The 19460-nt window shown below is 64.6% G+C and carries 18 protein-coding genes; 7 read left to right on the forward strand and 11 right to left on the reverse strand.

Annotated features, from left to right (window positions below):
• Positions 1–218 precede the first annotated feature (218 nt).
• Positions 219–1193, reverse strand: a complete 975-nt coding sequence (locus IMX18_RS25040; protein WP_043936302.1) for a GlxA family transcriptional regulator — start codon at positions 1191–1193, stop codon at positions 219–221.
• A gap of 180 nt (positions 1194–1373) precedes the next feature.
• On the opposite strand from IMX18_RS25040, the gene IMX18_RS25045 reads away from it, so the two are divergent.
• On the forward strand, positions 1374–1736 hold the full coding sequence (locus IMX18_RS25045; RefSeq protein ID WP_015272303.1) for a helix-turn-helix domain-containing protein: 363 nt from the start codon (positions 1374–1376) through the stop codon (positions 1734–1736).
• A 73-nt stretch (positions 1737–1809) separates the two neighbouring features.
• A complete protein-coding gene (gene ycaC / locus IMX18_RS25050; protein WP_004375560.1) occupies positions 1810–2436 on the forward strand; it encodes an isochorismate family cysteine hydrolase YcaC in 627 nt (208 codons plus the stop codon).
• A 54-nt stretch (positions 2437–2490) separates the two neighbouring features.
• Here ycaC and IMX18_RS25055 read toward each other — a convergent pair whose 3' ends face one another.
• A complete protein-coding gene (locus IMX18_RS25055) occupies positions 2491–7539 on the reverse strand; it encodes a trifunctional serine/threonine-protein kinase/ATP-binding protein/sensor histidine kinase (protein WP_015272302.1) in 5049 nt (1682 codons plus the stop codon).
• Positions 7540–7777: 238 nt separating this feature from the next.
• Between IMX18_RS25055 and IMX18_RS25060 the strand changes: the two genes are divergently transcribed.
• On the forward strand, positions 7778–8770 hold the full coding sequence (locus IMX18_RS25060) for a response regulator (RefSeq protein ID WP_100412827.1): 993 nt from the start codon (positions 7778–7780) through the stop codon (positions 8768–8770).
• On the forward strand, positions 8767–9135 hold the full coding sequence (locus IMX18_RS25065; protein WP_023662911.1) for a response regulator transcription factor: 369 nt from the start codon (positions 8767–8769) through the stop codon (positions 9133–9135). The genes IMX18_RS25060 and IMX18_RS25065 overlap by 4 nt, the downstream gene beginning before the upstream one ends.
• Before the next feature lie 222 nt (positions 9136–9357).
• Here the strand turns inward: IMX18_RS25065 and IMX18_RS25070 are convergent, their stop codons facing one another.
• The 3 genes from IMX18_RS25070 to IMX18_RS25080 form a co-directional block, all read right to left on the reverse strand.
• Positions 9358–10848: a YifB family Mg chelatase-like AAA ATPase gene (locus IMX18_RS25070; RefSeq protein ID WP_024087897.1), complete on the reverse strand. Its 1491-nt coding sequence runs from the start codon at positions 10846–10848 to the stop codon at positions 9358–9360.
• A gap of 162 nt (positions 10849–11010) precedes the next feature.
• Entirely contained in the window at positions 11011–11364 is a 354-nt protein-coding gene (locus IMX18_RS25075; RefSeq protein WP_015272256.1) for a gamma-glutamylcyclotransferase family protein, read from the reverse strand.
• Positions 11365–11631 carry an accessory factor UbiK family protein gene (locus IMX18_RS25080; RefSeq protein ID WP_015272255.1) on the reverse strand — a complete coding sequence of 89 codons (267 nt, stop codon included), beginning with the start codon at positions 11629–11631 and terminating at the stop codon, positions 11365–11367.
• 401 nt (positions 11632–12032) lie between these two features.
• On the opposite strand from IMX18_RS25080, the gene glnK reads away from it, so the two are divergent.
• From glnK to sutA, 3 genes are all read left to right on the forward strand, one after another.
• On the forward strand, positions 12033–12371 hold the full coding sequence (gene glnK, locus IMX18_RS25085) for a P-II family nitrogen regulator (protein ID WP_002555808.1): 339 nt from the start codon (positions 12033–12035) through the stop codon (positions 12369–12371).
• Between the two features lie 46 nt (positions 12372–12417).
• Complete coding sequence (locus IMX18_RS25090) at positions 12418–13749, forward strand: ammonium transporter (protein ID WP_015272254.1); 1332 nt, start codon at positions 12418–12420, stop codon at positions 13747–13749.
• Positions 13750–14178: 429 nt separating this feature from the next.
• Positions 14179–14508: a transcriptional regulator SutA gene (gene sutA, locus IMX18_RS25095; RefSeq protein ID WP_013974748.1), complete on the forward strand. Its 330-nt coding sequence runs from the start codon at positions 14179–14181 to the stop codon at positions 14506–14508.
• Positions 14509–14688: 180 nt separating this feature from the next.
• Here sutA and IMX18_RS25100 read toward each other — a convergent pair whose 3' ends face one another.
• The 6 genes from IMX18_RS25100 to lptM are packed head-to-tail and all read right to left on the reverse strand — an operon-like array spanning position 14689 to position 19311.
• Positions 14689–15384 (reverse strand): HAD family hydrolase, encoded by a 696-nt coding sequence (locus IMX18_RS25100; RefSeq protein WP_013974747.1) that lies wholly within the window; start codon positions 15382–15384, stop codon positions 14689–14691.
• The gene (xerC, locus tag IMX18_RS25105; protein WP_015272253.1) at positions 15381–16280 is read right to left on the reverse strand and encodes a tyrosine recombinase XerC; all 900 of its coding nucleotides are present in this window, start codon (positions 16278–16280) and stop codon (positions 15381–15383) included. The genes IMX18_RS25100 and xerC overlap by 4 nt, the downstream gene beginning before the upstream one ends.
• A complete protein-coding gene (locus IMX18_RS25110; protein WP_015272252.1) occupies positions 16280–16990 on the reverse strand; it encodes a DUF484 family protein in 711 nt (236 codons plus the stop codon). The genes xerC and IMX18_RS25110 overlap by 1 nt, the downstream gene beginning before the upstream one ends.
• Positions 16991–17003: 13 nt before the next feature.
• Positions 17004–17834: a diaminopimelate epimerase gene (gene dapF, locus IMX18_RS25115; RefSeq protein ID WP_013974744.1), complete on the reverse strand. Its 831-nt coding sequence runs from the start codon at positions 17832–17834 to the stop codon at positions 17004–17006.
• A gap of 4 nt (positions 17835–17838) precedes the next feature.
• On the reverse strand, positions 17839–19086 hold the full coding sequence (gene lysA / locus IMX18_RS25120) for a diaminopimelate decarboxylase (RefSeq protein WP_015272250.1): 1248 nt from the start codon (positions 19084–19086) through the stop codon (positions 17839–17841).
• Positions 19087–19095: 9 nt separating this feature from the next.
• Positions 19096–19311, reverse strand: coding sequence for an LPS translocon maturation chaperone LptM (gene lptM, locus IMX18_RS25125; protein ID WP_004375542.1), 216 nt, complete (start codon positions 19309–19311; stop codon positions 19096–19098).
• Positions 19312–19460: the final 149 nt, after the last annotated feature.

The raw sequence follows: 19460 nt of genomic DNA on the forward strand, positions 1-19460 counted from the left end.
GGGCAGCGTTAGATCAGTTTGGCGGACAATTCTGGGGAATGTGGGAGTGCCAGACAATCTGCTGTGAGGAAGACACATTGTCCTGAATCAGGTGACAGTCGTGCTGGCCTCTTCGCGGGTGAACCCGCTCCCACAGGTACAGCGGTGTCTTCAAGCCTGCGCAACACCTGTGGGAGCGGGTTCACCCGCGAAGAGGCCGGCACAGGAAATCTGCATACTCAACTGCCACCAAACTGCGCCCGATACTGCGCCGGCGTCATGCCAATCCGCTCGCAGAAAACCTTGCGCAAATGCCGGTCACTGCCAAAACCGCACTGCGTCGCCACCACTTTCAATGGCAGGTCGCTGCTTTCCAGCAGCTTGCGCGCGCGGTCGATGCGTGCGTTCTGCAAGTATTGCAGCGGCGTGATGCCCACCTCGCGTTGAAAGGTGCGGGCGAAGTTGCGCCCGCTCATGGCCACCAGGTCGGCCATCTTCTGCACAGTGAAGGCTTGCTCGATATGGTCGACGATATACGCCTGCACCCGTGCAATCGGCGAATCATCCCGCGGCACAGCCGCCAGCAGTGGCCCGTAAGGCGTTTGCCCACCCTGGCGATGGCGGGCGACCAGCAGCACCTTGGCCACTTCCAGGGCCAGCGCCTTGCCGTGGTCCTCGGCCACCACTGCCAGTGCCAGGTCGATGCCTGCGGTGATGCCGCCCGAGGTAATCAGGCAACGGTCGATCACGTAGATCTGCTCGGTCTCGACCTTCGCCTCGGGGAACGCTTGTGCCAGGCGCTCCACGTAGTTCCAGTGGGTGGTGCAGCGATAGCCGTCCAGCAGCCCGGCCCGGCCCAGCAGGAATATTCCGGTGCATATTGCACCAAAGCGTTTGGCCCGGCGCACGGCCTGGGGCAGCCAGCGCTCGATGCCCGGCAGGGCGATGTCATAGGCGCCCGGGCCGCCTGGCACCAGCAACAGGTCGACGGCTTCCGGCAAATCCTCCAGACGCAGGTCGGCTACCACTTTCAACCCGCAGGAGCCGCGCACCGCTGCCTGCCCTTCGGCCAGGGTCAGCAGCCGGTACTTCCGCTCGGCAGGAAGGAAGCGGTTAGCAATGGCAAACGCGTCCATGGGCCCGGTCACGTCCAGCAACAACACATCATTGAACAACACCATGGCCACGGTGCGGTGGGCGGGTTTTTCCTGCATCGCTCTTTTGCCTTGAATGCCGGCCGCCACCAGCGGCCCGAAGCTGAATACGAAACGCATCTTAAGGTATCGGCAAAACCGTCAGGGCCAGCAGCGCGCAATTAACAACAATTCAGGTTTGGCTCAGGACTTTGTCATGTGCCGGAGGCGAGACTTTCTGCATTGAACAGGAGAGCCGCCATGCACCCCGGGACGCCCCAAGCGCCGCTGCAAACCCCCGGCGCACTGACGCCGGCGCGCTTGCGCCGGGCCAAGGAACTGATGTTGCACAGCTCGTTGTCGATCATCGAAATCGCCGGGTTATGCAACCTCACCCGCAGCCACTTCTCGCGTGCGTTCAAGGTCAACACCGGCCTCTCGCCCCAGGCGTGGCGCCTGCTGGCACGCATGGAAAAGGCCAAGCGCCTGCTCGCCACCGAGGCGCCGATCACCCACGTGAGCCTGGAATGCGGCTTCTGCGACCAGGCCCATTTCACCCGCGCCTTCAGCCGCCTGGTCGGCCAGCCACCCAAGGCCTGGCGCCAGGCGCAGGCCCATCCTTAAGCCGAACCTATCCGCCGGTATAGCCCCTTGTGGACAGTGCCGGCCTGTTTTCCCAACCCAAGGAGTCACCCCGATGAGCCAACCCGATTACAAGCGCCTGAACAAAGACGACGCCGTGGTGCTGCTGGTCGACCACCAGACCGGCCTGATTTCGCTGGTGCAGGACTTCTCGCCCAACGAGTTCAAGAACAACGTGCTGGCCCTGGGCGACCTGGCCAAGTTCTTCGGCCTGCCGACCATCCTCACCACCAGCTTCGAGCAAGGCCCGAACGGCCCGCTGGTGCCCGAGCTGAAAGAGATGTTCCCGGATGCGCCGTACATTGCCCGCCCTGGCCAGATCAACGCCTGGGACAACGAAGACTTCGTCAAGGCGATCAAGGCCACTGGCCGCAAGCAGCTGATCATCGCAGGCGTGGTGACCGATGTGTGCGTGGCGTTCCCGACCCTGTCGGCGCTGGCGGAAGGTTTTGAAGTGTTCGTGGTGACCGATGCTTCGGGCACCTTCAACGAAACCGTGCAGCAGGCGGCCTGGGTGCGCATGACCCAGGCGGGTGCACAGATGATGAACTGGTTCTCGGTGGCCTGTGAGCTGCACCGCGACTGGCGCAACGACATCGAAGGGCTGGGTAACCTGCTGTCGCAGCGCATTCCCAACTACCGCAACCTGATGAACAGCTATGCGGCCCTGAGCGCCCGTTGATGTAAACCTGTACCGGCCCCTTCGCGGGCGTGCCCGCGAAGAGGCCGGAGCAGGCTAAGAATGATTCACAGGCAGAGTGAGGCGAATCCGGCACCCCCCCAGCTCTGACACCAGCGCCTGCAACTGCCCACCATGGGCCTGCACCACCGAGTTGCAGATCGCCAAGCCCATCCCCATGCCACCGATCTTGGTGGTATGAAACGCATCGAACACTCGCTCGCGCTCATCCGCTGCAATCCCCGGCCCGTTGTCGTCCACGCAGATTTCCACCCCATCCCCGACCACCGCCGACGCAATCCGCAGCACCCCATCGCTGCGATACCCCGCCAGCGCCTCCAGGCCATTGGTAATCAGGTTGAACACCAACTGCTGCAACTGCACCGGGTCGGCCATCACGCTCACCCCCGCCTGCAAGCGCATCTGCACATCCACCGTGCCCTTGGCGGCATCGGCCGAGGTCAGGCGCACCACTTCGCGGATCAGTTCGTCCAGCTTTACTACCTTGAGCTGCATCGGCGACTGCTTGGCCAGCGAGCGCAGTGCACGCACGATGTTGGCGGCCCGTTCGCTGTCGTTGCGTATATCTTCCAGGCCGGCAATCGCCTCTTCCAGGTCGGGCTTGGCGCGTTTCAACCAGCGCAGGCTGGCAGCGGCGTTGGAGGCTATGCCCAGCAGCGGCTGGCTGATCTCGTGGGCGATGGACGCGGACAGCTCGTTCATCACCTGCAGGTGCGCCGTGCGCGCCAACTCCGCGCGGGAGCGGCGCAACTCGGCCTCCATCTGGGCGCGGGTCTGGTTGTCTTCGGCCAGGCGTGTGTAGAACTTGGCGGTTTGCAGCGACACCGCTGCCTGCGAGGCGAGGATTTCCAGCATGGCCAGGCGCTGGCTGCCGAACAGGTTCGGTACCAGGCGGTTTTCCAGGTACACCAGGCCGATCAGCACGCCCTGGATCACCAGCGGCAGGCACAGTACCGAACGGGCCTTGCGCGCCTGCAACTGCTGGCGGAAGGCCTCGGGGCAATCGCTCTGGGCATCGTTGAGCACCAGGGGCTTCTTGGTGCGCATGGTGGCGTTGATGATCGACAGCGGTGCCTGGGTCAAGAACTTCTGGCAGTCGTCCATGCTCACGTGCAGCCCGGCGTCGTCGATGTAGGCGAGGGCAGCCATCTGGAATTCGGCACCGCTGACGATCAGCAGCGCACCGTGGTCGGCCCCGGAATGCTGGGTCAGGTGGCCCATCAGGGTTTCGATAAGGCCTTCGAGCAGTACTTCCTCGGACAGCGCCCGTGCTGCCTCGATGCCGGCTTCCAGGTCGAGCTTGGCCTGGTTGGTTGCGCGTTGGCTTTCCTGGATTGGCTGGGTGCGCAGGAACGGGTGCAACGCCTCCAGCTGGTGCACCTTGCCGGTCGCGCCCCAGATATGGAAACAGTCGCGGGCGATGCGCAGGTGCAGGTTGGCGCCAGAGATCAGGCCGCTGGGGATACATACTTCGGCCAACTGCTCGTGGGCCAGCGCCTGCTCGTGGATGAAACCGGCTGCGGTGGCGGCGATCTGTGCCTGGTCGAAGCAGCGGATGGCGGCCAGGCCGTCGCCTTCGAGCTTGGCGATCACGCCTTCGATCAGCAACAGCTTGTTGCGGAAGGTGGCCGGGTTGAAGCCGGCCCAGCGGCCGAAGCGCTCCCGCAGGGCCTGCAGCTCGCGCAGCTTGTCGGCAAGGCTGCCAATGGCCTCGGGGCTGCCCAGGGCCAGGCCGTGGAACAGGTGATAGTCGGCCAGGTTGATGTGCGCCGGTACCGCCCAGGTGTTGTCGCCGGCCAGTGCCAGGTTACGCATGGCCTGCGGGATATTGCCCAGGTAGAAGTCGCACATGCCGGCCATCAGGTACTGGAAGAACCGCGTGGTAGGCGATTTCGAGGCTGTGGCCGAGGCCGGGCAGGGCGTGCCGCTCAATTTGGCGACGAACGCTTGCTGGGCCTGCAGGATCTGCTCGATGTCGCGGTAACCGTAGCGACGCACGGTGGCCAGGCCTTGCGCCAGTTCCTCCACCACGTCCGGCAGGTAGCGGCCCATGAACAGCGAATCGGAAACCAGGTGGTTGCAGGCATAGCAGCTCATCGCCAGGTCGCCGCTCAGGCGCCCCGAGTCGACCGCATCCAGTGCGGTACGGCGGGCGAACTCCATGGGCGAGGTCCAGGCGCTGACCTGGTCCAGGGCCAGCAGCGCGCTGGTCAAGTCAGCGTCGAAACCGTGCCGCTCTATCAGCTTGAGCGCAGCCAGGCAGCAAGCGTGGCCATCATGGTAGGCGCCGAAGCGCTCGGCAATCATCACCCCGTACCAGGCCATGCCGTAGGTGCTGCCCGGGGCGACGCCGTGCAGCAGTGACAGCTCCATGAGCTTGGCCAGGTGCAGGAAGCAGATGTCGTCCTTCACGAAAAACGATGACGACAGGGTGGCCAGCAGGCTGATGGCAACTGTCACTTCCTCCGAATCGGTGCGCTGCAGCGATTCCAGGCAGTGTCGGCCTTTCTGTTCGACCAAGGTCTGTACATGGGCATGACTGGCTTCGACCTGTTGCCAGTCGACACCTCGCACCGGGCTCATACCCAGCAAGTCCAGGCCGGAAATGGCGCTGTCGATGGCCGCCTGATAGTCGCCGCGCAAGGTGTACAGCAGCGCCTGCAGGCGGCATACCCGCGCCTGGTCCAACGCCGAGCGCGCGCGCAGGCGGCATTCAGTGATGCGGGCCTCGGCCGCGACCATTCGCGACAGTTGCATGTCGCACTCGGTGGCCATGCAGGCGATGGCAAAGCCATGCGTGGCGCGGCTTTCCAGCGTTGCGCCGCGTTGCAGCAACTGCTCGGCCGTGTGCAGGTAGCCAGCCGATTGTTCGAACGCGCCGCCATCGCGTGCGCGTGCTGCTGCCTCGCGTAAAAGCTGCAGAAAAGCTTCGCAGTCATCCGCTGCAAACCCGCATGGGCTGGCGCGTTGCAGCTGGTTGGCAAGCTCGAACAGTACCTCGTGCAGGCGCCCCGGCCAGGCCTGGCGCATGGCCTGGGCAATACGTGCATGCAGTTGGGCACGTGCGCGCGCTGGCGTGAGAGCGTACGCAGCTTCCATCACCCGTTCATGGGCGAAGCCCAGGCCGTTCTGGCCCGGTTGCAGGAAACCCGCGCCAATCAAGGCTTTCAACGGCTCGCCGGGCGCTTGAGAGAGTACCTGGTGAAGCAGGCGTTCATCACAGCGGCTGCCAGCCGCACTGACCACCCGCAGCAGGTCGCGCTGCGGCTCGGGCAGGCGCACCAGGCGGTGGATCATCAGGTCGGCGACATTGTCGGAATAGCGGTGGCGGGCCACGGCCTGCAGGCACCATGACCAGCGCATGGCCTGGGTATCGAAGGTGAACAGCTGGTCCTCGACCATGGCCCGGAGGATCTGATTGATGAAGAACGGATTGCCCGCAGTCTTGTCGTGTACCAGTTCGGCCACCTGCAATGCGTCCTCGGGGCCGACGTGGTAGCGCTCGCCGATCAACTCGGTCACCGCGCTCACCGCCAGGGGCCGCAGGTTCAGCGTGGTGCTGCGCAACGCTGCGGGCAGGGCAAGGGGTGTACTGCTGGCTGGCGCATCACTGCGCCGGGCGAAGATCAGCAACAGGTTGCCGGGCGAGTGAGCCAGAAGTTGCGCCAGCAGTTGCTGGCTGGAGTCGTCGACCCAATGCATGTCATCGAAGAACAGCACCAGCGGCTGGTCGGGGCGGCTGAATACCTGCAGGAATTCGACGATCGCCCGCAGCTCCTTCTGCAGCGCCAGACGCGTGGGCTTGGCCGGCAACTCGGGCAAGGGGCCGAGGATCAGTTGCAGGTCTGGTGCCAGCTTGCCGAGCAGCCGGCCGTGGCCTTTGATACGGCGCAGAATCTCGCAGCGCAAGGCGTCGAGGTCCCGGCTGTTCTTGGCCAGCAACTGGGTGGTCAGCGCGCCGAGAATTTCGACCCAGGGCGCGTAGGGCACGGCCTGGGCAACGCCGTTGCACTTGCCGGTGGCCCAGTAACCCTGGGCGTTGGCCCTGAGCGCTGCCTCGACCAGGCTCGACTTGCCCATGCCCGTAGCCCCATTGATGAACAGGGCTTGTGGCTTGCTGTTACGGCGCTGTGCCTTGAGCAGCAGGGCGATGGCCTTCTGTTCGGCACTGCGGCCATACAGGCGTGCGCGGTCGGGCGTCATCGGGTCGGCACAGCCTGGTTCGAAGGCCTCCATGGACTTGCTGGCGGCCCACTGTCGCTGGCAATAGGCCAAGTCCACCGCCAGGGCGCGAGCACTCTGGTAGCGGGCGTCCGGCTCTTTGGCCAAGGCCTTGGCCAGGATCCGGCTGAGAGGTTGCGGCACATTGCTGTCCACTTCGCAGGCCGCTCGTGGCTGCACGCCGGCATGCAGCTGGCGCCAGTGCTGGGTGTCGCGCCCGGCCAGAGGCAATTCGCCCAGCAGTAGCTGGTAAAGGATCGCGCCCAGGGCATAGATGTCGGTGCGTCGGTCGCTGCTGCTGCCGTGCGGGCAGACCTGTTCCGGTGCCAGGTACGCCCAGTTGCCGAGCGCGGTGCCCTGTTCGCTGATCAGCTCCGCCGGGTCGGCGCGAAAGCAGCCAAGCCGCACTCGCTGGTTGGTGTGCAGGCACACATGTTCGGGCTGCAGCGCGCCGTGCAGCACATTGCGTTCGTGGGCCTGGGCCAAGGCAGTGGCCGCGTTTACCGCAATCTCGAGAAACGGCGTCAGGGCGGCAGGGCCCTCTGCGATAAGGTCGGCGATGGAGCGGCCGGCCGGGTACACCAGCAGGGGGCCTTCGGCCGAGCGCACGAACGCCGAGGGGATCACCGCCCATTGCGGGTCGAGTTGCAGGCGGTAGTCACGTTCCAGGCGCTGGCAGGCGGCGGGGACCTCGCGCGGGGCGCGCACGGCGATCCATGCCTGGTCGGTGGCTGGATCGCGAAGGCGGAAGTAACTGAGTTCACCTTCCTGGCCCAGCGCGTTGATGTCGCACCGGTTCAGCCACCCCTCGTCGACGGACTGGTCGTAATCGATGGGCCTGTGGGCAAGGCGTTCATCGAGCATAAGGCACCCCTGCTAGCGACATCCTGACGCACGAGTATACGCAGCGGACCCAGCAGGGATGCGGGCTGCAGGCTGCTTGGCAGGAAAGGGTACGCTGTTGTCCGTTATCGTCCCCTGGGGGCTGGCGGGCTTTTGTATAGTCCTCAGGCCAACCTATCCCTCGGGATAATTGTCTGAAGGCGTACCCTGGCCTAGGCTGCCCTGGGCTGGGAAACGCCCGTGCCCGCGCGAGGAAGCCATGATCCGAATAGGTAATGCCCAGGTGTCGCTGGAGCGGCGCGAAGCCTTTGTTGACGGTAAGCCTGTCCTGTTGGGGGGGCGGGCATTCGAAGTGCTGGCGACGCTGATCAAGGCCAAGGGGCGGGTGGTCGACAAGGACGAGCTGTTCAGCCAGGTGTGGGCCGGCACGGTAGTCGAGGACAACAACCTGCAGGTGCAGGTGTCCTTGCTGCGCAAGGCCTTTGGCGACCGTGGCCTGATCCAGACCGTGCCACGCCGGGGCTACCGCCTGGCCGCCGAGATCAGCCTCGAGTTGCCTGGCAAGGCGGCGGGCAAATCGCCGCTGTGCGCCGCGGCCGAAACTGTCGAGTTGTTCGATGAGCACTTGAACGTGCCGGTGCTGGTGGTGGATGACGACCCGTCGGTGCGCACGGCGTTGGGCCGCCTGCTGCGCTCGCAGGACATTCCGCATCATTTGTTCGCCAGTGCCGAGGCGTTGTTCGAGGCCCGCCTGGAAACCCCCTATGCCTGCCTGTTGCTGGACATGCACCTGCCCGATACCAGCGGCCTGGAAGTCCAAGATGCGCTGCGCCGACTTGCGCTGCCCTGGCCGATCGTGTTCATGACCGGCTTCGGCACCATCCCGATGACCGTCCAGGCCATGCGTGCCGGGGCCGTGGAGTTCCTGACCAAACCGTTCGACGAAGACCAGATGCTGACACTGCTGCAGGCGGTGCGCACGCGTGCCGTGGCCGAAGGGCGCAAGTGGCACCATGCGCGGCAGGTCGAGGAAAAGTACCAGCGCCTGACCCAGCGCGAGCGCCAGGTGTTCTCGCTGGTGGTCGGTGGCCTGTCGCACAAGCAGATCGCCAGGCAGATCGGCACCAGCGAGGTGACGACCAAGGTGCACAAGAAAAACATCATGAACAAGATGCAGTCCCGCTCGCTGCTTGAACTGGTGGCCATGCACAACGTTATCGGGGCGCAGCCTGAGGGCCTGGGCGGCGCATGAGCAGCACAGTGTGCATCGTTGACGACGATGCTTCGGTGCGCAAAAGCCTGGCCAACCTGCTACGTTCGGCAGGTTTCGAGACCTTGTCTTTTGCTGCCGGGGACCTGTTCCTGGCCTCGGCACTGGCGCGGCAAGCGGGGTGTGTGCTGCTCGACCTGAGGATGCCCGGAATGAGCGGGCTGGCGGTGCAGCGCGAGCTGGCCAGGCTGGGGTGGCGGTTGCCGGTGATCTGCATGTCGGCGCACTGGGATGAAGGGGCGGTGCGGGCGGCGATGGCGCTTGGGGCGCTGGTCTGCCTGGGCAAGCCATTTTCTGAAGAGGTGCTGCTGAAGGTGGTTGAAGATGCTTTGCTGGGCAGCCAGTGAGGTATTCCTGCCCCGGCCCCTTCGCGGGCTTGCCCGCTCCTACAGGTACTGCGCAGGCTTTGGGCCGATGTATTCGGTTTGGGAGAAACTGTCTTGCACTGCCTGTACTGGCCTCATCGCTGGCAAGCCAGGCTCCTACAGGGACTGCGCATGGTTTGAGGCCGATGCGGTCGGGGTGGGAGCTGGCTTGCCTGCGATGGGCTGCAAAGCAGCCCCGGCAATCTAACTGCTCCCCGGCCGGTACTGCAGGGCCTCGGCCAGATGCGCCCGGCCAATTGCCTGGTTACCTTCCAGATCCGCCAGCGTCCGCGCCACCTTCAGTAACCGGTGAGCCGCACGTAACGACAGGGTCAGCCGCTCACAGGCCCCCTCCAACCAGGCCTGGTCCGCCGCCGCCAAGCCACAATGGCAGCGCAACCCCTCAAGGTCGAGAAATGCATTCGCACACCCTTGTCGCCGCTGTTGCAGTTCACGTGCCTCGGCTACCTTGGCCGCCACATCGGCACTGGTCTCGCCGCAGGGCTGGTTGTTCAGCGTGGTGCTCTCACGGGCCACGGTCAGGTGCAGGTCGATACGGTCCAGCAATGGCCCGGACAGCTTGTTGCGATACCGCGCGATCTGCTCGGTGCTACAGCGGCAGCGGCCAGTGGGGTCGCCCAGGTAGCCGCAAGGGCAGGGGTTCATTGCCGCCACCAGCTGGAAACGTGCGGGGAAGCGCACCTTGTCGCGGGCCCGGGCAATCACGATCTCGCCCGACTCCAGCGGTTCGCGCAACACTTCCAGCACGCGACGCTCGAACTCAGGTAGTTCATCCAGAAACAGCACGCCATGGTGGGCGAGGGTGATTTCGCCCGGTTGCGGCCGGCTGCTGCCGCCGACCAGTGCCGGGCCGGAGGCGGAGTGATGCGGATGGCGGAAGGGCCGCTGCGGCCAGCTGCTCAGTGGCGTATGGCCGCTGACCGACTGTATCGCCGCCACTTCCAGTGCTTCGTGCTCGTCCAGTGGTGGCAGCAGCCCCGGCAAGCGGCTGGCAAGCAAGGTCTTGCCGGTACCGGGAGGCCCGGTGAACAAAAGGTTGTGCGCCCCGGCCGCCGCTAGCAGCAGCGCACGCTTGGCCGCCAGTTGGCCCTGCACTTCGCTCAGGTCCGGGTACGGACGTTGCTGCAGGATCAGGCCGTTGGCGGCATACGGTGGCAATGGCACCTGGCCGTTCAGGTGGGCGACCAGTTCCAGCAGGTGCCCCACCGCATACACCACCAGCCCGCCTGCCAGGCTGGCTTCCTCGGCATTCTCCCGCGGCACCACCAGCGCCCGGCCTGCTTCGCGTGCCGCCAGTGCTGCGGGCAACACGCCCTGCACCGGGCGCAACTTGCCAGACAGCGCCAGTTCGCCCAGGCATTCGACCTCGGCAAGGGTGGCCGTTGGTACCTGGCCATCGGCGGCGAGGATACCCAGGGCAATTGCCAGGTCATAGCGCCCGCCATCCTTGGGCAGGTCGGCGGGGGCGAGGTTCTGGGTGATGCGCCGCTGCGGGTAGTTCAAACCGGAGTTGACGATGGCGCTGCGTACCCGGTCCTTGCTCTCTTTGACCGTGGTTTCCGGCAGACCGACCAGCGTGAGATGGGGCAAGCCGTTGGCCAGGTGGGTTTCGACGCTGACCGCCGGTGCCTGCACGCCCACCTGGGCGCGGCTGTGGACGAGGGCTAGGGACATGGACGCTCCGTTGTCGCTGAAGAGGGCCGCTTCCTGCGGCTTTGCAAGAATAGCGAGCACGGCCCGGGCCGGCGAAAGAAGTGTGCGTCCTGGTTTTTCAGGCAGGGTTTTCCCCTGCATTGTCACCCTGTCGGGTTCGTGCCTGCTGTGCGCCGGAAGGGCTCAGGCGCGTACATAAACCCAGGCGGTCAGGCCCGATGCGAGCGTTACGGCCACGCGCTTGTAGTCTGCGACTTCATAGCGATCCGCCGCTGCCAGCTCTTCTTCGCTGATCTGGAAGACCATGCCGGCCACGCTGTCGTCTGCCTGGCTGCTGGGAGCGACGATAGGGTGATGGGACTTGCCGCTGGCTGCCAGCACGGCCGGGTCGGTGATCTCGACCCAGTCCTGGCGGTAGCCCAGCATGCGGTCGGCCTGGCCGCTCAGTTCGCGGCCGAAGTTGGTGAGCTGCACGGCCTTGTCCTGCAAGGTGCCGTAGGAAAACAACAGTACCGGGTATGCGCTGGAGGGTTGCATTCACTCATCCTGTGGGGTCGGGTTCAGCCGGGCTTCCAGCTCGGCCACTTGTTTTTCCAAAGCCTCAAGGCGTGCGCGGGTGCGCGCCAGTACGACCATCTGGCTGTCGAATTCTTCGCGGCTGACCAGGTCCAGCTTGCTGAAGGCACCTTGCATCAGCACCTTGAACTGACTTTCCAGTTCGGCGCGGGGCTGGGCGGTATCGCTGCTGAACAGGCGCGATGCCTGGTCGCTCAGGGCATCGAGAAGGGCTTTGGGCGCGAGCATGGGGCTGTCCACTGATACTGGGAAATGGCCGGCAGTGTAACACGCATGCATGAACATCCGGCCTCGTCGCTGGCTCGTGTAGGAGCGGCGCTCCTCTGGAACTGCACATTTTTCGAGCAACGCGCCAGGTCGGGATGCACCGGAATTGTGCATGTTGCGCATGCTGGCGACTGGCCAATCCCGACTGATTCACATAACTCGCTGTTTTCCCGTGCTTTGACGGAACTGGCAAGGTTTCTGCAAAGACCAGTGCGAGCCATGCACTGATGCAGTTCCTTGTGACCAGGCAGTGCGCACGCGGAGCCGGATGCCGACGACGCGTTACAAAGCCAACCGCTGCGCTTAGACTTGAGACGGGTTTGTTTTCCTGGGGCAAGTCCACCAAATCGGGAGAGAGTTTCATGAAGCTAGTCACAGCCATCATCAAGCCGTTCAAGCTGGACGACGTGCGCGAGTCGCTGTCGGAAATCGGCGTGCAGGGCATCACCGTCACCGAAGTCAAAGGTTTCGGTCGGCAGAAGGGCCACACCGAGCTGTATCGCGGTGCTGAATATGTGGTCGATTTCCTGCCCAAGGTGAAGATCGATGTCGCCATCGATGACAAGGACCTTGATCGGGTAATCGAAGCCATCACCAAGGCAGCCAACACCGGCAAGATCGGTGACGGCAAGATTTTCGTGGTGAATCTGGAGCAGGCGATCCGTATCCGTACCGGCGAAACCGATACCGACGCGATCTAAGCAGCAACAAAGCCTCACCAAACCCAACGCCCCAGGAGAAAACAACATGACTCTGCGTAAGATCGCAGGGCTAGGAGCCCTATTGTCCCTCGTAATGCCCGGGCTTGCCCTGGCCGAGGAAGCTGCCCCAGCGCTGAATTCCGGCGACACCGCCTGGATGCTCACCGCAACGGCGCTGGTGCTGTTCATGACCATTCCGGGCCTGGCCCTGTTCTATGGCGGCATGGTGCGTTCCAAGAACGTGCTGTCGGTAATGATGCAGTGCTTTGCAATCACTGGCCTTATGAGCATTCTCTGGGTCGTCTATGGCTACAGCATGGCCTTCGATACCACCGGTATGGAAAAGGGCGTGCTCAACTTCAATTCCTTCGTCGGTGGCTTCTCCAAGGCGTTCCTCAGCGGTGTCACGCCCTCGAACCTGACCTCGGCTGCCGCGCTGTTCCCTGAAGCGGTATTCATCACCTTCCAGATGACCTTCGCCATCATCACCCCGGCGCTGATCGTCGGTGCGTTCGCCGAGCGCATGAAGTTCTCCGCGATGCTGGTGTTCATGGGCATCTGGTTCACCCTGGTCTACGCGCCGATCGCGCACATGGTCTGGAGCGGTGACGGTGCACTGATGTGGGACTGGGGCGTGCTTGACTTCGCTGGCGGCACCGTGGTGCACATCAACGCCGGTATCGCTGGCCTGGTCTGCTGCCTGGTGCTGGGCAAGCGCAAGGGCTACCCGACCACCCCGATGGCTCCGCACAACCTGGGCTATACCCTGATGGGCGCGGCCATGCTGTGGGTCGGCTGGTTCGGCTTCAACGCAGGCTCTGCCGCGGCTGCCAACGGCACCGCCGGCATGGCCATGCTGGTGACCCAGATCGCCACCGCCGCCGCGGCCCTGGGCTGGATGTTCGCCGAGTGGATCGGTCACGGAAAACCGAGTGCCCTGGGCATTGCTTCGGGTGTGGTCGCCGGCCTGGTCGCCATCACCCCGGCTGCCGGTACCGTAGGCCCCATGGGTGCCCTGGTGATCGGCCTGGTCTCGGGTGTGGTCTGCTACTTCTGCGCCACCAGCCTCAAGCGCAAGCTGGGCTATGACGACTCGCTGGACGCCTTCGGCGTGCACGGCATCGGCGGTATCGTCGGCGCCATCCTCACCGGTGTGTTCGCAGCTCCGGCGCTGGGCGGCTTCGGTGCCGTCACCGACATCGGCATGCAGGTCTGGATCCAGGCCAAGGGCGTGATCTTCACCGTGGTCTACACCGCCATCGTCACCTACGTGATTCTCAAGGTGCTTGATGTGGTGATGGGCCTGCGGGCAAGCGAAGAAGAAGAGTCGGTCGGCCTCGACCTGGCTCAGCACAACGAGCGCGGCTACAACCTGTAACTGCGACGCGGTAAAAACTTGCCCGGCTTGCCGGGCATTTTTTTGCCAGATTTTTAGCATTTCCCGCACGGCAAACGGTTTATCCGACACGTTCGCGACGTAGGCGGAAATCTTACAAAACGCAGAGCATTCATGGTGCTTTGCTTTTTCTGCTGGCGCGCTAGAATGCGCGCCGAAGGGTGTTTGACGAGTAGTCCACACGCTTCGCCAGCCTTTGCTAGGCTTGCCAATAGCGTGTGGCCAGCAGGGGCTAAAGGATTTGTCAGGTCCTGCCAGGAGCAGGGTCTGCTGGGTGCCGCCTCCCATCAGGAGCGCCGACCCTAGGGCAGTGGCCTAACCCACGGCCAGTTGAATTTTCACTGGTGGCTGCCGGTCTACGGCTGCACTGGTCTATAACTAACCTGCTTTTCGCAAGTCATGAGGTAGAACATGAGCGACGACGATCTGGAAAATGATGACCTCGAAGTAGGCGACGAAGACGAGGGCGATGAAGGCCTCGAAGCGGCAGCTGATGATGGCGCCGAAGACGCTGGCGATGACGACAGCAGCCCGGCACCCGCTGCCAAGGGCAAATCCAAGGCCGCGGTCTCGGTAGACGAGATGCCGAGCATGGAAGCCAAGCAGAAGGAGCGTGACGCCCTGGCCAAGGCCATGGAAGAGTTCCTTGCTCGCGGCGGCAAGGTTCAGGAAGTCGAGGCCAACGTGGTCGCCGATCCGCCCAAGAAGCCGGACAACAAGTACGGCAGCCGCCCTATCTGAGTGGCTGATCGAAAAAAAGCCCGCCGTCGCTGCGGGCTTTTTTGTGCCTGTCTGTTTTGTGTTGCCTGTACCGGCCTCTTCGCGGGCTCGCCCGCTCCCACTGGGATCGCGCAGAAGCTGAGAGGGCAGTAAACCTGTGGGAGCGGGCGTGCCCGCGAATGGGCCGCGAAGCGGCGCCTGTCAGCGCCAGCGCGCGAGGATGTCGGGTAACTGCGACAGGCGCTGGATCTCGGCATCAGGCGCCTGTTCGCCTACCCACGCCTTGCCCTGGGGGTTGAACCACACCGCCCGCAGCCCGGCGCGCTGGGCGCCGGCAATGTCATCGCCCGGGTGGTCACCGATGTGCACCGCTGCGCTGGCCTCCACGTCACCGCGGCGCAGGGCTTCGAGGAACGGCGCCGGGTCCGGCTTGCCGATGCCGAGGTCTTCGGCACACAGGGCAAAGCGGAAATAGTCCGCCAGCCCCAGCCGGCTTACGTCGGCATTGCCGTTGGTGACCACGCCCAAGGTGTAGTGATGGCGCAGGATCTCCAGCACCGGCTGCACCTCCGGGAAAATCTCCACCTGGTGGCGGGCATGCAGGAATACTTCGAAACCTTCGTTGGCCAGCTCCTGCGCATGTTTTTCGCTGTAGCCGACTTCTTCCAGGGCATGAAACAGCACCCGTCGACGCAGGGCGCTGATACGGTGCTTCAGGCCGGGTTCGGCTTGTACCAGGCGCTCGCGAATGGCGAACAGGTGCTCCACCGGTACGCCGCCAAGGATCGGGGCGTTGGCTTCGAGCCAGTCGCGCAGCACGACTTCCGCGCTGGCAATCACCGGCGCGGTATCCCACAGGGTGTCGTCGAGGTCGAAGGTGATCAGCTTGATGCTCATGAGTCTGTGCCTTTGCTGCGTTTGGCCCGAGGGTGGGCGCTGTCGTACACCGCGGCCAGGTGCTGGAAGTCCAGGTGGGTGTAGATCTGCGTGGTGCCGATGTCGGCGTGGCCGAGCATCTCCTGCACCGCGCGCAGGTCCTGGGACGATTCCAGCACGTGGCTGGCGAAGGAATGGCGAAGCATGTGCGGGTGCAGGTGCTGGCCCAGCTCGCGCTCACCGGCCGCCTTCACCCGTTGCTGAACGGCCCGTGGGCTGATGCGGTTGCCTTGGCGGGTGATGAAAACCGCGCGGTCGCGCGGGTTGCCGATGCCGCGCAGGCGGTACCAGGCCTGCAATGCCTCGCGGGCCTTGCGGCCGACCGGCAGCACGCGGGCCTTGCCGCCTTTGCCCAGCACCTGCACCAGGCCGGCTGCGAGGTCCAGGTGATCGAGGTCGAGGTTGGTCAGCTCGGACAGGCGCAGGCCCGACGAATAGAACAGTTCGAGGATGGCCTGGTCACGACGGGCGATGAAGTCATCGTCGACACCGCCATCCAGCAGTTGCAGGGCGCGGTCGGTGTCCAGCACCTTGGGCAGCCGGCGTTCGCCCTTGGGCGGGCTCAGGCCGCTGGCCGGGTCGTGCTGGCACAGGCCTTCGCGGTTGAGATAGCGGTACAGGCCACGCACCGCCGACAGCAGCCGGGCCAGGCTGCGCGAGGACTGGCCGTGGTGGTGCTGGCGGGCGATCAGCTGGCGCAGCTGCTGGATCTGCAGCGCCTCCCAACCGGTAATGCCATGTTCTTTGCAGTAGGCGACCACCTTGTCCAGGTCGCGACGGTAGCCCAGCAAGGTGTGCTCGGACACCTGGCGCTCGTTGCGCAGGTGTGCGCAATAAGCCTCCAGCTGGCGTTCCATCAGCGTACCGGGCGCAGGGTCTGGGTAACGCGTGGCACAACGCGGCCAAGCACCTCGGCAATGTAGCCAAGGAACAAGGTGCCGACGCTGCTCTTGTAGTGTTGCGGGTCGCGGCTGCCGATCGCCAGCACCCCGTGCAGGCCCTGGTATTCCAGGGCAGCCACGGCGCTGGAGCCCACTTCCCGGCGCTGTTCTTCACCGAACAGGAAGGCCAGCTCGTGCTCGCGCAGGTTGCCGCTGACCGTCTTGCCGCCACCCAGCAGGGCACCGATGGCCTGCTGCGCTTCGGCGTTGCTCACCCAGCGCCCGACCGGCGCGACGTTTTCGCCGAACAGGATCAGGCTGACGAAGGGCACCTGGAATTCCTGGCGCAGGCTGTCTTCGACTGCCATCACCACTTCCTCCAGGCTGCCGGCGTCGAGCAGGTCGAGGATCAGCCGGCGGGTCTTGTCGAAAAGCCGATCGTTGTCGCGGGCCACGTCCATCAGTTGCGACAGGCGGTGGCGCATCTCGATGTTGCGGTCGCGCAGCAACTTGAGCTGGCGCTCCACCAGCGACACGCTGTCGCCACGCTGGTGAGGGATGCGTTGTTCGATCAGCAACTCGTCGTGCTCGGCGAAGAAGGTGGGGTGGGCGCGCAGGTAGGCGACCACCGCTTCGGCATCGAGCTCGGCGGACTGCTGGGGTACAACCTGGGGCTGATCGGTCATGGCGGTTACTCGCTTAGAGACGAACCTGTCCTTCGTAGACGCGTACGGCTGGGCCAGTCATCAGCACGGGCTTGCCGGGGCCGGCCCACTCGATGTGCAGGCGGCCACCGGGCAGGTCGAGGGATACCGGGGAGTCCATCCAGCCCTGGCTGATCGCCGCCACGGCGGCGGCGCAGGCGCCGGTGCCGCAGGCCTGGGTTTCGCCCGCACCACGTTCCCACACCCGCAGGTTGGCGCGGTGGCGGTCGATGACCTGGAGGAAGCCGGCATTTACCCGCTGCGGGAAGCGTGGGTGGTTTTCGATCTTCGGGCCCAGCTCATGCACAGGGGCGGTACGCACGTCGTCGACACGCAGCACGGCATGCGGGTTCCCCATGGACACGGCGGCAATCGAATGCACCTGGCCGTCGACTTCCAGTGGGTAGTTCAGCGCCTGCTCGTCGGCGACGAAGGGGATTTCGGCAGGGATGAAGCGCGGTGGGCCCATGTCGACACTGATCTGGCCGTCGTTCTGCACGTCCAGCTCGATGATGCCGCTCTTGGTTTCCACGCGGATGCGCTTTTTCGCGGTCAGGCGCTTGTCCAGCACGAAGCGGGCGAAGCAGCGCGCACCGTTGCCGCACTGCTCGACCTCGGAGCCGTCGGCATTGAAGATGCGGTAGCGGAAGTCCACTTCCGGGTTGTTCGGCGCCTCGACGATCAGCAACTGATCGAAGCCTATGCCGGTGTGGCGGTCACCCCATTGCTTGGCGTGCTTGGGCTGGATGTGCGCGTGCTGGCTGACCAGGTCGAGGACCATGAAGTCGTTGCCCAGCCCATGCATCTTGGTAAAACGCAGCAGCATGGGCTTACTCCGGCAGCAGGCTTTCGCCAGCGTACAATTCGGCGATGGTCTCGCGGCGGCGTACTTCGAAGGCCTGGTCGCCGTCGACCAGGATTTCAGCGCAACGGCCACGGGTGTTGTAGTTGGAGCTCATGACAAAACCATAGGCGCCCGCGGACTGTACGGCCAGCAGGTCACCTTCGGCCAGGTTCAGCACGCGGTCCTTGCCGAGGAAGTCGCCAGTCTCGCAGATAGGACCGACCAGGTCGTAGGCACGGCCTTCGCCTGCGCGTGGCTTGACCGCGCTGACACCCATCCAGGCCTGGTACAGGGCCGGGCGGATCAGGTCGTTCATCGCCGCATCGATGATGGCGAAGTCCTTGTGTTCGGTGTGCTTGAGGTATTCCACGCGGGTCAGCAGGACGCCGGCGTTGGCCACGATGTAGCGGCCCGGCTCGAACACCAGGGCCAGGTCGCGGTCGCCGACGCGCTCGCGGATCGCCTTGATGTAGTCGGCCACCAGCGGCGGCTCCTCATCGCGGTAACGCACGCCGACGCCGCCACCCAGGTCCAGGTGGCGCAGATGGATGCCGCACTCGGCCAGGCGGTCGACCAGCACCAGCAGGCGGTCAAGGGCATCGAGGAAAGGCTCGACGGTGGTCAGCTGCGAACCGATGTGGCAGTCGACGCCGACCACTTCCAGGTTCGGCAACTGCGCGGCCCGCACGTAGATGGCCTCGGCGTCGGCGATGGCGATGCCGAACTTGTTCTCTTTCAGGCCGGTGGAGATGTACGGGTGGGTACCGGCGTCGACGTCCGGGTTGACCCGCAGCGAGACCGGGGCAACCTTGCCCATCTCGGCGGCCACTACCTGCAGGCGCTCCAGTTCGTCGGTGGATTCGACGTTGAAGCAGTGCACGCCGACTTCCAGGGCACGGCGCATGTCCTCGCGGGTCTTGCCGACACCGGAGAACACCACGCGGTCGGCACGGCCGCCAGCGGCCAGCACGCGCTCCAGCTCACCGCCAGAGACGATGTCAAAGCCTGCGCCCAGGCGTGCCAGCACGTTCAGCACGCCAAGGTTGGAGTTGGCCTTGACCGCGAAACATACCAGGTGCTCGGTGCCTTGCAGTGCATCGGCGTAGCTACGGTACTGGGCCTCGATGTGGGCGCGCGAATACACGTAGGTAGGGGTGCCGTAGCGTTCGGCGATGGCCGACAGGCCCACGCCTTCCGCGAACAGCTCGCCGTCGCGGTAGTTGAAAGCGTTCATCTGGTTTCCTTACTGCGCTGGCGACTGCTCGGGCTCGGACTGCAGCTCGGGTTGCTGCTCCTGCGTCGGGGCCGGCTTGGCTTTTGGCTGGTACTGGTGCGACTTGTGGCTGGCCTTGCCGTCCTTGCCGTCTTCAGGCAGGTACAGCGGGCCTTTCTGGCCGCAGGCCGAAACGAGGCAGGCAACAGCGACCAGCGCCGCGAGGGAGGAAATCAGGCGCTTCATGGGTGAAATCCTTAGAAATATGCAGTATTGCGCCCGAGTATACCGAGCGACCGACGGCTTGCCTATGCAAGGGCCGGCCCGCCGGGCGGGCTATTCTTACCGCCTGCAAGGGCCCTTTCGCAGTACCTGTGGGAGCGGGCGTGCCCGCG

Source organism: Pseudomonas shirazica (genome assembly GCF_015168335.1).
Classification (GTDB): domain Bacteria; phylum Pseudomonadota; class Gammaproteobacteria; order Pseudomonadales; family Pseudomonadaceae; genus Aquipseudomonas; species Aquipseudomonas asiatica.